This window comes from Streptomyces sp. NPDC096323, assembly GCF_040302845.1.
Taxonomy (GTDB): Bacteria; Actinomycetota; Actinomycetes; order Streptomycetales; family Streptomycetaceae; genus Streptomyces.
This window is the reverse complement of record NZ_JBEOSI010000001.1, coordinates 173,871-187,214: the sequence shown is the minus strand read 5'-3', so window position 1 is coordinate 187,214 and position 13,344 is coordinate 173,871. Positions and strand designations below refer to the sequence as shown.

Sequence of the window (13,344 nt, the reverse complement as noted above, 5' to 3'; positions counted from 1 at the left end):
CAGGTCATCGCAGGAAGGCGGCGGCCACACCGGCGTCCACCGGAATGTGCAGGCCGGTGGTGTGGGTGAGATCGCCGCCGGTCAGCGCGAACACGGCGTTGGCGACGTGCTCGGGCAGCACCTCGCGCTTGAGCAGGGTGCGCTGGGCGTAGAACTCGCCGAGCTTCTCCTCCTCGATGCCGTACGTCGCCGCCCGCTGGGCGCCCCAGCCGGCGGCGAAGATCCCCGAACCCCGCACCACCCCGTCCGGGTTGATGCCGTTGACGCGGATCCCGTGCTCGCCGAGCTCGGCCGCCAGCAGCCGTACCTGGTGCGCCTGGTCGGCCTTGGTCGCCGAGTACGCGATGTTGTTCGGGCCGGCGAACACGGCGTTCTTGGAAGCGATGTAGATGATGTCGCCGCCGATGTTCTGCGCCTGCATGACCCGGGCGGCCTCGCGCGCCACGAGGAACGAGCCGCGCGCCATGATGTCGTGCTGGAGGTCCCAGTCACGCGCCGTGGTCTCCAGCAGCGGCTTGGAGATGGAGATCCCCGCGTTGTTCACGACGAGGTCCACCCCGCCGAACGCGAGCACGGCGGCCCGGAAGGCCTCCGCGATCTGGTCCTCGCTCGTGACGTCGACGGTGACCGCCACGGCCCGGTCCGGTCCGCCCAGGTCCTCCGCGACCGCGGCCGCGTTCTCGGCGTTCAGGTCCGCCACCACCACACAGGCGCCCTCGGCCACCAGCCGGTGCGCGATGGCGCGCCCGATCCCCGACCCGGCGCCGGTCACCAGCGCGACCCGGGTGGCCAGCGGCTTCGCCTTCGGCATCCGGCGCAGCTTGGCCTCCTCCAGCTCCCAGTACTCGATCCGGAACTTCTCGGACTCCTCGATCGGCGCGTACGTGGAGACGGCCTCGGCGCCACGCATCACGTTGATGGCGTTGAGGTAGAACTCCCCGGCGACGCGGGCGGTCTGCTTGTCCTTGCCGAAGGAGAACATCCCGACGCCGGGCACGAGCACGATCGCGGGATCAGCGCCGCGCATGGCGGGTGAGTCCGGGACGGCGTGCCGCTCGTAGTACGCGCGATACGCCTCGCGGTACTCGCCGTGCAGTGCCTTCAGCCGCTCCACCGCCTCGGCGACCGGTGCGTCCGCCGGAAGGTCGAGCACCAGCGGGCTGACCTTCGTACGCAGGAAGTGGTCCGGGCACGACGTGCCGAGCGCGGCGAGCCGCGGGTGCTCGGCGCGGGAGAGGAAGTCCAGCACCGGCCCGGCGTCCGTGAAGTGGCCGACCTGGGGGCGGTCGGTGGACGCCAGGCCGCGGATCACCGGGGCCAGCGCCGCCGCCCGCTCCCGGCGCTCAGGGGCGGACAACGCGGCGCGGCCGGGCAGCACGGCGCCGAACGGCTCGGGCCTGCCGCGCTCCACCAGGAAGGTCTCCGCCGTACGGATCATCCACAGGGCGTTGCGCTCGCACTCGTCCGACGTCTCGCCCCAGGCGGTGATTCCGTGACCGCCCAGGACGACGCCGACGGCCCGCGGATGGGCCTCCTTGACGGCGGCGATGTCCAGGCCGAGCTGGAACCCGGGCCGGCGCCATCCCACCCAGGCCACCTTGTCGCCGAAGCACTCGGCGGTCAGCTTCTCCCCGTCGGCCGCGCACGCCAGGGCGATTCCCGAATCCGGATGCAGATGGTCGACGTGCGCCGCCTCGACCAGGGCGTGCATGGCGGTGTCGATCGACGGCGCCGCGCCTCCCTTGCCGTGCAGGCAGTAGTCGAACGCCGCCACCATCTCGTCCTCGCGCTCGACGCCCGGGTACACCTTCTTGAGGGCGCGGACCCGGTCCAGGCGCAGCACGGCGAGCCCCTCCTCCTTGAGGGTGCCGAGGTCGCCCCCGGAGCCCTTGACCCACAGGAGTTCGGTCTCACCACCGGTCACCGGGTCGTGGCCGGTGGCCTTCACCGAGGTGTTGCCACCCGCGTAGTTGGTGTTGCGCGGGTCGGATCCGATCCGGTGTGCGCGCTCCAGGAGCGCGGCGACTTCGGAGTGGGTCGGGGACGTCATGAGCATTCCTTCGGGAGGAGGTGTGCGGGGGCGAGGGGCGGCGGTGTGCGGACGCGACCGGGGTCAGGCGCCCCAGCCGGCCTGGGTGCCGCCCACCCGGGCGGCGGCGATGCGCTCCTGGTTGCCGGAGGCGAGGTAGGCGGCGAACGGGTCGCCGGCCAGTCCCTGTTCCTCCCGGACCTCGGCCAGCAGCGGCCGGACATCGGTGTTGTAGGCGTCCATCAGCACGGCGTTCGAGGCGAGCACGTCGCCCGACTTCTGCGCGGCGGCGAGCGCGTCCATGTCGACCAGCAGGGCCTTGGCCGTCGCTTCCTGCACATTGGCGACCGACCGGATCACGGCGGGAATCTTCGCCTCGATGTTGTGGCACTGGTCGAGCATGAAATTGACGTTGGTCTCGGAGCGGAGACCGCCGTTCTTCGCGACCTCGTGCATGATCCGGAAGAGCTGGAAGGGATCGGCCGCGCCGACCATCAGGTCGTCGTCCGCGTAGAAGCGGGAGTTGAAGTCGAACGCGCCGAGCCGGCCTTCCCGGAGCAGCAGGGCCACGATGAACTCGATGTTCGTGCCGGGGGCGTGGTGCCCCGTGTCCACGACGACCTGCGCCTTCGGACCGAGCTTGAGACAGTGCGCGTACGCCGTGCCCCAGTCGGGCACGTCCGTCGTGTAGAAGGCCGGCTCGAAGAGCTTGTACTCCAGCAGCATGCGCTGGTCGTCCCCGAGCCGCTCGTACACCTCCGCCAGCGACTCGGCCAGCCGGTCCTGGCGGGCAACGATGTCATCCTGCCCCGGGTAGTTCGTCCCGTCGGAGAACCACAGCTTGAGATCGGGTGACCCCGTCTGGTCCATGACGTCGACGCACTCCAGCAGATGGTCCGTCGCCTTGCGCCGCACCGCCGCGTCGGGGTGGGTGACCGAGCCGAGCTTGTAGTCGTCGTCCTGGAATACGTTGGAGTTGATGGCGCCGATCCGCAGCCCGAGGCCCTCCGCGTGGCGGGTGAGGGCGGCGTAGTCCTCGACCTTGTCCCAGGGAATGTGCAAGGACACCTTCGGAGCGACGCCGGTGAAGGCGTGGACCTGCGCCGCGTCCTCCATCTTCTCGAACGGGTCGCGCGGCACGCCGGCCTGCGCGAACACCTTGAACCGGGTCCCGGAATTGCCGTATCCCCACGACGGGGTCTCGATCACCTGAGACATCAGGGCTGCCTTGACGGCCGACACATCAGACATGAACACCTCGTAAGCAGAGTCCCCCGACGACCGAGATCGTCGAGCATGTGAATCGTTTCATTCGACCGTACGCTAGGTCTGGCCTCGCTCACTAGTCAAGAGGCCGGGCAGTCTGCATCTGAGGTCGGACGAGGTTGAATCAATTCACCACGGACCGGGGCGTCCCGGCCGAAGACGGGCCCGGCCCGCCCCGGGATTTAGGGGCGGGCCGGGGGCGCAACGGACGTGGACGGCTCAGCGGCGCGGGGGACGGCCGGCCGGACGGCCGTGCTGTACGGGAGCCGGTCCGGCGCCGCAGCCGGGGAAGGCCCGACGGCCGCTCAAAGACTCCGGCCGCTCGGTGCCCGCTGCCGGAGCGGTCCGCTCAGTGCCCGCTGCCGGACATGCTGGGCTGGAGCGAGCGGACGAGGTCGAAGAACCGTGGCTCATTGCCCGACAGGCCCGCGCGGCGCAGCGCGCCGTCCGCCTCGGCGATCGGCGAGGCGAGCAACGGCATGTACAGCGGGGCGTCGTCCGGATCGCAGAGCGCCGCCCGCGTCGCCTCCAGTAAACGGACGTACGCCTGCGCCGCGGCGAGTTCGTCATCGCTCATCTCAGCATCTCCCGGTCAGAGGTGTCGGACCCACAAGCATCCCTCATGGGTCTGACAACGGACCTCGGCGACGGCCGCGGCACGCCTCCTATCGGCTGTCCGGCCGAGCCGTTCCCGTCGGCGGCTCGACCTCCAGGAACCTGCGGCTGCGCGGTCCGCGGTAGAGCAGGGCGATCCAGCCCAACTCCCGGAGCACCGCCACGCACCGGGTCAGCTCACTCTCCTCCTCGTGCGCCGCGCCGCTGCCCGGCGGACCCAGCCACTCCACCCGGACGGTGCCCGGCGACGCGCCCGCGGACACCCGGTAGCCCGTCGCCGTGCGTTGTCCTGACGCGTCAACGGCCGAGGCGGCCCGCCCCGACGCCTCGAGGGCCAGGGCAACAGCCCGTACCGCCCTGTGCAGTTCCCAGGCCGCCGGCACCGCCTCCGGCGCGGGGTGCCCGGTGTTCGTCAGGCGCCGGATCTGGAGCATCCCGTCGAAGGCAGTCCGCACCGAGGCGGCCCGCGCTCCGGCCGGTTCCGGGAGCGGCGGGCCGTCCCCGGTCGCCGGTTCGAAACCGGTCCCTTCCCCGGTGCTCATCCGATCCCCTCTCGTCAGTGCCGCACGCATGCCAGTGTGCGCCGCCCCACTGACACCGGTCGGACGGCCCCGAGCACCCCTCGTGGCGGGGCGGAGCCCCGTACCTCGATAGGCTCGACCGGCCATCGACCACGCATCACCGAAGGACTCACGTACCGTGCCCGACAACGACCGAGCCCGCGACACCGACGGCCGTGCCGCTCTGCGTGCCGACTGCGGGAACTGTTTCGGACTGTGCTGCGTCGCCCTGACCCTCACCCGGTCCGCGGACTTCGCCGTCGACAAGGACGCCGGCACACCCTGCGGCAACCTCCAGGACGACTTCCGCTGCGGCATCCACACCCGGCTCCGCACCGAGGGCTTCGCCGGCTGCACGGTGTACGACTGCTTCGGCGCGGGCCAGAAGGTGTCGGGTGAGACCTTCGGCGGGCGGGACTGGCGCGCGGCCCCGGACAGCGCCCGGCAGATGTTCCAGGTCTTCCCGGTCGTGCGGCAGCTCCACGAGCTCCTCTGGTACCTCACGGAGGCGGCGTCCCTGGCACCGGCCCGCTCCCTGCACGGTGAGATCCGGCGCACCCTGGCGGAGACCGAACGGCTCACCCACCTCGACGCCGACGCGTTCGCCGACCTGGACGTGGCGGCGCACCGTGACGGGGTCGCCGCGCTCCTGGCGCGGACCAGCGAACTCGTGCGCGCCACCGCGCCCCGCAAGAAGAAGCGCAGCCACCGCGGCGCGGACCTGATCGCCGCCCGCCTCAGGGGAGCGGACCTGCGGGGCGCCGACCTGCGCGGCGCCTACCTCATCGCGGCGGACCTCGCCGGCGCCGACCTGCGGCTGGCCGATCTGATCGGAGCGGACTTCCGGGACGCCGACCTGTCCGGCGCCGATCTGACCGGGGCGCTCTTCCTGACGCAGTCCCAGCTCAACGCGGCCAAGGGGAACGGCGCCACCAGGCTTCCCCCCACCCTCGGCCGCCCCGCCCACTGGGAGAAGTGACCGGCCGCCACTGCTCAGAGGGGCCGGGACCCGTCGGACGGCGCCGCCTCCAGCACCGCCTTGAGACGCTGGAGCGTGCTACGGATGTTGCCGCGCTGGAACTCGGCGAAGGTGTGCCCCCGGGTCGCCGCCCGGTCGAAGGCGTTGGCCAGGAAGTCCGGCCAGGCGCGGCGGTCGTCCGTCCAGGTCTCGGTGACCCTGGTGCCGCCGGCCGCGGCCTCGAAGCGGTACTCCCAGGTGGCGATCGCGCCGGGCAGCCGCGGCCGCTTCGCCCCGATGGCGTGGACGCGGAAGGCGAACCGTTCCCCCGGGTCGGCCGCCGTCACCGTGCACCGGGTACTCCAGCGCAGGGCCCCGCGCTTGTTCCGGCCCTCGAAGACCATCCCGACGTAGGCGCCCCGACGCTCCCCGAGCACTCTCGCGCCCCGGTTCTCCGGACTCCAGCGGCCCATCTCCGTGGGGTCGCTCAACTGTTCGTACACGAACAAGGGCTCGGCGAGAACCACGATGCTGTCCGACACGGACATGGTGCGGGGCATGAGGCACTTCCGTTCCACGGCCGACTCCGGCAACCACCGGGCCGTCGGAACGGCCGCACGGCCGACGGGCTCCCGGGACCCACACCCTACTCACCGGTCATACGGGCCCGGTGGCGGTTTCCGGCCGCTTCGTCAGTGCGCCCGGCTCCGACGCGGAGAGTTCACGCACCACGCCGGCGAATCCCCGGACCAGCGCGTTGTCGCCCTCCTCGGGCCAGGCGAGCACGACGCGCAGCGGTTCCACGTCCGTCAGCGGAACCCAGGAGAGGTCGGGCCGCGCGTAGTACCGCGCCATGCTCAGCGGGGCGAAACAGATGGCGGCCCCCTCAGCGACCTGCTCCAGCATCTCCTCGACGTTGTCGTTGGTCGGCCCCCACCGTGGACTCGACCCGTCCGGGCGCGGGTTGACGGCCCACCAGTCCACCCACTCCCGGGGCGCCCGCTGCGTCCACAGCAGCGGTTCGTCCCCGACCTCCAGCACCGAGACGCCCGATCGGGCCGCCAGGGCGTGTCCGGAGGGCAACCCCACGACGCGCGGCTCCGTGTGTACCAACTCGCTGTGCAGACCGGTCAGGTCATTGGGCAGCCAGACGAAGGCCACATCCGTCAGCCCGTCCCGCAGCGCGTCGGCCTCCTGTCCCCAGTCGTAGCGCTTGGGCGCCACTCGCACGCCCGGGTGCCGCCGGGAGAACTCCGCGCGCGCCCGCGTGGTCAGTTCGCCGGCACCACTCGCCTCGAACCCCACCCGCAGGACCCCCGTCTCACCCCGCACATGCCGCTCGGCCGCAGCGCTCACCCGCTCGGACTGGCGCACCGTGAGCAGGGCCTCGGCGATCACGTCATGCCCCGCGGCGGTCGCCGAGACGCCACCGGCGTGCCGGTCGAAGAGGCGCACTCCGAGTTCGGACTCAAGGCTCTTCAGTGCGTACGAGAGGGCGGGCTGGCTGACGAACAGCCGCTTGGCGGCCCGCCCCAGATTCTCCTCTTCGGCGATCACGGTGAGGTAGTGCAGCTGGCGCAGCTCCATCCAGCGATCATAAGGCCCGTTTATCGGTCCGGCGGATCTCTGTCTTGGACCTCCCTGGCAGCCGGATGACATAACTGGATCACCGCAACAGCGCCACCCACACCTGGAGTTGGACATGACCGCCGAACACACAGCAGCTGCCCGCGACAACGCTCCGGGCCGTGTCTGGCTCATCACCGGGGCATCCTCCGGCTTCGGCCGCGCCATCGCCACGGCCGCCCTCGCGGCCGGGGACACCGTCGTCGCCACGGCCCGCAGGCCTGCGGCACTCGACGACCTGGTGGCGGCACACCCCGACCGTGCCGTCGCCGTGCAGCTGGACGTCACCGACACGGCGCGCATCGCCGACGTCGTGGCGGACACCATGCTCTGGTACGGCCGGATAGACGTGGTGGTCAACAACGCGGGCATGGGGCTGGTCGGAGCGGTGGAGGAGACGACCGACCGCGAACTGCGCGACCTCATGGACCTGCACTTCTTCGGGCCGGCGGCGCTGGTACGGGCCGTGCTGCCGCACATGCGCCGCAACGGCTCCGGTGCCGTCGTCCAGATGAGCAGCATGGGCGGCCGGTTCACCTTCCCCGGAGTCGGCGGCTACTCGGCGACGAAGTTCGCGCTGGAAGGCCTGTCCGAGGCGCTGGCCGCCGAGGTGGCGCCGCACGGCATCAAGGTCCTGATCGTCGAGCCCGGGTCGTTTCGCACCGGATTCGCCGGGGGAGGGGCCCTGCGCCAGTCGGCGGCCCTTCCCGCGTACGAGGACACGGTGGGACCGGTCCGCAGCAACCTTCCGGACTCCGACGGCAAGCAGGAGGGTGACCCGGACAGGGCCGCGGCCGCCATCCTGACGGCACTGGCCGCTCAGGACACCCCGCTCCGGCTGCCGCTCGGAAACGACGCCACCGACGCGGTTCTGGCCAGCCTCGATGCCTCCCGCGCCGAGGTCCTGGCCTGGGAGAAGGTCAGCCGCAGCACCGGCTACGACAGCTGATGTCCGGGCGGCCGTGAGCGGTGCGGCAGGGGTGGGCCATATCCGTACCCCTGCCGCATGTCCGCCGGACAGGGCTGTCAGGCCCGCCACTCGGCGGTGCGCTCCGCGGACGCCGAGGCCAGGGCCTTCTCGATCGCCGCCACATCGCCCTGGTTGCCGTACACCGGCGTACCGGGCTGCTGGCGCCACGACTCGTCGAGCCCACCCGCGTCCACCGTGTCGAACCCCAGTTCGTCGATCAGGTCGCGGACCTTCTGCTTGGCCGCGGCGTCGTCCCCGGCCACCGGCAGCGCCTGACGACCCTCGGTGCCCTTGGGACGGCCGTTGGTGAGGATGTCCTGCGCGTACGTCCCGTTGAAGGCCTTGATGACGGGGTGGCCGATCCGTTCCTCCGTCCACCGGCTCTCCGGCAGGCCGTCCTCGATGGCAGCGATCCGGCCGTCGCGCTCGCGCGGGTAGTAGTTCCCGGTGTCGATGACCGCGACGCCCTCCGCCGCACCGTCGAGGAGGCCGGCGGGAAGCGCCGGAACGGCCTTGAGCGGAACGGTGACGACCACGACCTCCGCGCCGTTCGCCGCCTCGGCGGCGGTGACGGCGGTGGCACCGGTCTCCTCGGCCAGTGCGGTGAGCGTCTGCGGACCCCGCGAATTGGCGACGGACACCTCATGGCCGAGCGCGCTGAGGCGCCTGGTGAGGTTGCCGCCGATATTCCCTGCCCCGATGATGCCGATCTTCATGGTTCCGGCCTTCCGATGCTGCGTGGGATGCGTGAAAACAGTCTCTCCGGTTCACCAACTGCTGCTTGCCCGGAGCTATTCCACCCTGTCGAACAAACGATTCGGCGGCCCCCGGGACGGGTGGGAACCGTCGGCTGCGGGCACGTATCGGAGAGGGAAGCGGAATTGCCGGACCACGTGTGAGGCGGTACCCATGCTGCACGGTGTCGACGTCAGTGCCTATCAGCCGTCGTTCGAAACGGACGGGCTGGATTTCGTCCTCATCAAGGCCACCGAGGGCCGTTCGTACATCAACCCGCGCCTGGCGGCGCAGACGAAGCGTGCCCGGGACGCGGAATGCGTCGTCGGGTTCTACCACTTCCTGTGGCCCGGGAATATCACGGCGCAGGCGGAGTATTTCCTGAGCAAGGCGCCGGAAAGGGCGGGCGAGCTGCTGGTCGTCGACTGGGAGCAGAACGGCGAGGGCACGCACGCGAGCAACGCGGAGAAGGACCGCTTCATCCGCGAGGTCAAACGACGGCGGCCGCACCACAAGATGCTGCTCTACTGCAACCGCTACTTCTGGCTGAACCACGACACCACGTCGTACGCCGGGGACGGTCTCTGGATCGCCGATTACGTCACCCCCGGAAAGCCCCGAATCAAGGCGTCCTGGCGCATCCATCAGTACACGGACGAGCCGCTGGACAGGGATGTCGCCGCCTTCTCCTCCCGGGCGGCCATGCGCACCTGGGCCGGGGGTTAGGGCCTGTCCGGCGGGTTTGATGGGTGCGCACCCATCATGGGCCTGTGCCTACGATATAAAGGTGAACGAGAACGAGACCCCACCCAGTCTCATGGGACTCACGACCTACCTCATGTCCAGGACGGGCAAGGCCGCGCGCAGTCGCCTGGCCGAACGGCTGGCCGACCGCGGCTTCCGGCTCCCGCACATGGCGGTGCTGGCCGCCCTGGTCGATTTCGGCCCCCATGCGCAACGGGAACTGGCGTCGCGGCTGACGATCGACCGCAGTGACATCGTGAAGATCATCGACGAGCTGGGCGAGGCCGGACTGGTGGACCGGGCACGCGATACGACCGACCGGCGGCGTGTGACGGTCACCGTCAGCCCGGCGGGCCGCGCACTGTTCGACCGGCTCCGGGCCGACGCGAGTTCCGTGCAGGACGACGTACTGGCGCCGTTGAACGCGCGAGAACGCGCCCGGCTGACGGCCCTGTTGACACGCGTGCACAACCATCTGCGGACCGGGGGAGCGGCGCGGCCAGGTCGCTGACCCATTCCGGGACCCGCGTACGGCAGACTTCCTCGGTGACCACTGCCGCGGCTCAGCCGCCTCGTGACCGTGCACTCGGGCGCGGAATCTCCACCCTCATTCCGCAGGCCGCGACCGCGACGCCTGCCGAGCAGGCGGCGGCCGTGCTGACGGCCATGCAGAGCGTTCCGGTGCGGGTGGGTGTGCTCCAGGCGGCCGTCGTGCTGCTGGAGGAGCGGGTGCGCGCCACGGACGACGAGGCGGAGCGCGCCGCCGCGGCGACCACCGTGGCCATGCTCCGCAGCGCGATCGGCCAGGCCGGCTGACCACAGCCGCGGCGCACACCTGGGCGTCAGGCGCGGGTGGTGATCATTTCGCTCGCGCCGCGGCCGTCCGCTCTGTCATTCTGCCTTCGTGCCGCCAGGCAGGGGTGGGAAGCGAAGAGGGGCAGAGCAGTCTTGACCAGTGTTTTCGACACGGTGAACGGCCGGGTGCGCGGACGGGCCGCGGTGCGGGGCGTCGTCGCGGTGCTCGGGATCCCGTACGCCGAACCGCCCTTCGGAGCAGACCGGTTCAGGGAGCCGCGCCCCCGGCGCCCCTGGGCGGGCGTCCGGGACTGTGTGGAATACGGCCCCGTATCGCCGCAGTCGGCCGAGCTGCCGGGCGCACCGCGGTGGTCGCCGGGTGACGAGGACGTCCTCAGCCTCAACGTCTGGACGCCCGAACGCGCGAAGGGGACCGAGGACCGCCCGCTGCCGGTGCTCGTCTGGATCCACGGCGGGGCCTACACCTTCGGGTCCGGCGCCGAGCCGGGCTTCGACGGAACAGCGCTCGCCCGTGCCGGCCTGGTCGTCGTCAGCCTCAACTACCGGGTCGGATTCGAGGGATTCGGCCACATTCCGTCCGACGGCGAGGACGCCTGCCCGCCGAACCGCGGGCTGCTCGACCAGATCGCCGCGCTGGAGTGGGTACGCGACAACATCGCGTCCTTCGGCGGCGCGCCCGACCGTGTCACCGTGGCAGGCCAGTCCGCGGGAGCGACGTCCGCGGCCTGCCTGATGACCATGGACGGGGCACGCGGGCTGTTCCGGCGGGCGATCGCGCACAGCGCGGTCGGCCCCGTCTTCGCACCGGCACTCGCCGAGCGCCTCGCGCGGAAGGTGGCCGCCGCGGCGGGGGTCCCCGCCACCCACGCCGGATTCGCGGCCGCGTCCCCGCAGTCCCTGGTACGGGCGTCCGACGCGGTCGCCGACGGTTACCGGCAGGACCCGCACTCCGGGCGCCTCTCCTGGGACCCCGTCATCTTCGGCCCGGTCGCCGACGGACACCTTCTGCGCGCCGACCCACTGGACCTGATCGCGGCCGGCGTGGCCCGGGACACCGATCTCCTCGTCTGCCACACCACGCAGGAGTACTGGCTGATGAGCGCTGTAGACAGCTGCGCCGAGGCCGCCACGGAGGAGGAACTGACCCGTTTCATCGAGGACTTCGGCCTCCCGGAGTCCTTGCCCGAGGGCTATCGCCGCCTCGTGCCCGAGGCGTCCGTGCGCGACATCCACCTGGCGCTCCACGGCGACCTGAGGTTCGGTGAGTACAGCAACCGGCTCGCCGACGCGCACACACGAAGCGGCGGGCGCACGTTCCTGTCGCGCTTCGCCCGGCAGCGGGACGGGACCGGGCCGGGGGTGTACGCCTGGCACTGCGCGGACGTCCCCTTCGCCTTCGGGAACCTCGCCGAGGAGAACATCCAGTTCCTGATCGGCGGTCCGCCGACGCCGTCGGACCACCGTCTCTCCGACCGGATGGTCGCGGCCTGGGCGGGGTTCGCGGCCACCGGCGATCCGGGCTGGAAGCCGGTCGGTGACGACGCGCACGACGCGGTCAGGATCTGGGGAACGGCCGCTTCTGCCGCGGGACCCGACTTCTGGCAGGACGCCGGGGCTCTGCGCAGGCTGTGGAGCACGTTCACCTACCGCCCCGAACGGCTCTGACGCGGTCTCACGGCCGCATGTCCAAAGGGCGGTTGCCGCTGCTTGTCATTGGCATGGACCTGCTAAGGAGTCTCGGCTACAGTCCGGATCGGCACACTCTGAGAGCGCTCTCAGTAGAGACGGCTCCCGGACGCCTGCTGTTCCTCCCCCACGTCGCCGGAACAACAGAAGGGCCACTACCGTGAGACGCACCACGGCTTTACGCACCGCTCTGTCCGCCGTGCTCCTCGTCGGAGCCTGGGCGGGCGCGGGATTCCCGTCCGCATCGGCCGCGGACGCCCCCACCGCCGACTCCCGCACCACCACCACAACCACCGACACGCGCCAGGCATCCGCCGGTCTGCTGGCCGCCCTGCAGAAGGACCTCGGCCTGACCGAAGCCCAGGCCAGGGCGCGCCTGTCCGCCGAGAAGGCGGCGACCGCCCTACAGCCCAGGGCGCAGCGCGCCGCCGGGGCCTCGTACGGCGGTTCCTGGTTCGACGCGTCCACGGGCGGCCTCACGGTCGCCGTCACCAGCGAGAAACAGGCAGCGTCCGTACGGGCGACCGGCGCCGCCGTCAGGCTGGTGACCCACACCGCGCGCAGTCTGGACGCCGTCAAGGCGAAGATCGACCGGCTCCGGGCGCCCGCGGGGGTCAGCAGCTGGCACGTCGACCCCGAGGCCAACAAGGTCGTCGTGAACGTCGTCTCCTCGGCGCGGTCCGACAACGATGTCCGCCAGTTCGTCGAGCGGGCCGGGGCCGCCGGCCCCGTCGCCGTCGAGGAGACCGCCGAGGCGCCGCGGACCTTCTCCGCGGGGACCGTGGGCGGTGACCCGTACTACACGGGCAACGTCCGGTGCTCGATAGGTTTCTCCGTGTACGGCGGCTTCGTCACCGCCGGACACTGCGGGCAGGCGGGCGCGTCCGTCAGGGGATGGGACGGATCGGGGATAGGGAACTTCCAGGGGTCCTCCTTCCCCGGTGACGACTACGCCTGGGTCGGGGTGGGCAACGGCTGGTGGACCGTCCCGGTCGTCCTCGGCTGGGGAACCGTCTCCGACCAACTGGTCCGCGGCTCGGCCGTGGCGCCGGTCGGCGCCTCGGTCTGCCGGTCCGGATCCACCTCGCACTGGCACTGCGGCAACGTGCTCGCCACCAACGAGACGGTGAACTACAGCCAGGGCGCGGTGTACCAGATGACGAAGACCAGCGTGTGCGCCGAACCCGGCGACTCGGGCGGATCCTTCATCAGCGGCGACCAGGCGCAGGGCGTCACCTCCGGAGGATGGGGCAACTGCAGCTCGGGCGGTCAGACCTGGCATCAGCCGGTCAACGAGATCCTGAACCGGTACGGGCTCACTCTGCACACGGCCTGACAC

Annotated in this window: 13 protein-coding genes and 1 pseudogene; 7 read left to right on the top strand and 7 right to left on the bottom strand. The window is 71.3% G+C overall.

What is annotated here, in order from left to right:
- Positions 1-4: 4 nt before the first annotated feature.
- From ABTX18_RS00755 to ABTX18_RS00740, 4 genes are all read right to left on the bottom strand, one after another.
- The gene (locus ABTX18_RS00755; RefSeq protein WP_352120551.1) at positions 5-2,050 is read right to left on the bottom strand and encodes a bifunctional aldolase/short-chain dehydrogenase; all 2,046 of its coding nucleotides are present in this window, start codon (positions 2,048-2,050) and stop codon (positions 5-7) included.
- A gap of 63 nt (positions 2,051-2,113) precedes the next feature.
- Positions 2,114-3,280, bottom strand: a complete 1,167-nt coding sequence (rhaI, locus tag ABTX18_RS00750) for an L-rhamnose isomerase (RefSeq protein WP_352120550.1) — start codon at positions 3,278-3,280, stop codon at positions 2,114-2,116.
- Between the two features lie 364 nt (positions 3,281-3,644).
- On the bottom strand, positions 3,645-3,872 hold the full coding sequence (locus ABTX18_RS00745; RefSeq protein WP_352120549.1) for a hypothetical protein: 228 nt from the start codon (positions 3,870-3,872) through the stop codon (positions 3,645-3,647).
- An 88-nt stretch (positions 3,873-3,960) separates the two neighbouring features.
- Positions 3,961-4,452 (bottom strand): hypothetical protein, encoded by a 492-nt coding sequence (locus ABTX18_RS00740; protein ID WP_352120548.1) that lies wholly within the window; start codon positions 4,450-4,452, stop codon positions 3,961-3,963.
- A 157-nt stretch (positions 4,453-4,609) separates the two neighbouring features.
- Between ABTX18_RS00740 and ABTX18_RS00735 the strand changes: the two genes are divergently transcribed.
- On the top strand, positions 4,610-5,449 hold the full coding sequence (locus ABTX18_RS00735; RefSeq protein WP_352120547.1) for a pentapeptide repeat-containing protein: 840 nt from the start codon (positions 4,610-4,612) through the stop codon (positions 5,447-5,449).
- A 14-nt stretch (positions 5,450-5,463) separates the two neighbouring features.
- Here the strand turns inward: ABTX18_RS00735 and ABTX18_RS00730 are convergent, their stop codons facing one another.
- The gene (locus ABTX18_RS00730) at positions 5,464-5,988 is read right to left on the bottom strand and encodes an SRPBCC family protein (RefSeq protein ID WP_352120546.1); all 525 of its coding nucleotides are present in this window, start codon (positions 5,986-5,988) and stop codon (positions 5,464-5,466) included.
- A gap of 97 nt (positions 5,989-6,085) precedes the next feature.
- Positions 6,086-7,015: a LysR family transcriptional regulator gene (locus tag ABTX18_RS00725; RefSeq protein WP_352120545.1), complete on the bottom strand. Its 930-nt coding sequence runs from the start codon at positions 7,013-7,015 to the stop codon at positions 6,086-6,088.
- A gap of 115 nt (positions 7,016-7,130) precedes the next feature.
- Here ABTX18_RS00725 and ABTX18_RS00720 point away from each other — a divergent pair, with 115 nt between their 5' ends.
- On the top strand, positions 7,131-8,003 hold the full coding sequence (locus ABTX18_RS00720; RefSeq protein ID WP_352120544.1) for an oxidoreductase: 873 nt from the start codon (positions 7,131-7,133) through the stop codon (positions 8,001-8,003).
- A 77-nt stretch (positions 8,004-8,080) separates the two neighbouring features.
- On the opposite strand, the pseudogene ABTX18_RS00715 reads toward ABTX18_RS00720, so the two are convergent.
- Positions 8,081-8,749, bottom strand: a pseudogene (locus ABTX18_RS00715) (NADPH-dependent F420 reductase); the annotation flags it as partial.
- A gap of 184 nt (positions 8,750-8,933) precedes the next feature.
- Here ABTX18_RS00715 and ABTX18_RS00710 point away from each other — a divergent pair.
- The 5 genes from ABTX18_RS00710 (at position 8,934) to ABTX18_RS00690 (ending at position 13,341) form a co-directional block, all read left to right on the top strand.
- Positions 8,934-9,485 (top strand): GH25 family lysozyme, encoded by a 552-nt coding sequence (locus ABTX18_RS00710; protein WP_352120543.1) that lies wholly within the window; start codon positions 8,934-8,936, stop codon positions 9,483-9,485.
- Between the two features lie 91 nt (positions 9,486-9,576).
- Positions 9,577-10,014 (top strand): MarR family winged helix-turn-helix transcriptional regulator, encoded by a 438-nt coding sequence (locus ABTX18_RS00705; protein WP_352121139.1) that lies wholly within the window; start codon positions 9,577-9,579, stop codon positions 10,012-10,014.
- 35 nt (positions 10,015-10,049) lie between these two features.
- Positions 10,050-10,319: a hypothetical protein gene (locus ABTX18_RS00700; protein ID WP_326733446.1), complete on the top strand. Its 270-nt coding sequence runs from the start codon at positions 10,050-10,052 to the stop codon at positions 10,317-10,319.
- A 132-nt stretch (positions 10,320-10,451) separates the two neighbouring features.
- On the top strand, positions 10,452-11,984 hold the full coding sequence (locus ABTX18_RS00695; RefSeq protein ID WP_352120542.1) for a carboxylesterase/lipase family protein: 1,533 nt from the start codon (positions 10,452-10,454) through the stop codon (positions 11,982-11,984).
- Between the two features lie 181 nt (positions 11,985-12,165).
- Positions 12,166-13,341: a S1 family peptidase gene (locus ABTX18_RS00690; protein ID WP_352120541.1), complete on the top strand. Its 1,176-nt coding sequence runs from the start codon at positions 12,166-12,168 to the stop codon at positions 13,339-13,341.
- Positions 13,342-13,344: the final 3 nt, after the last annotated feature.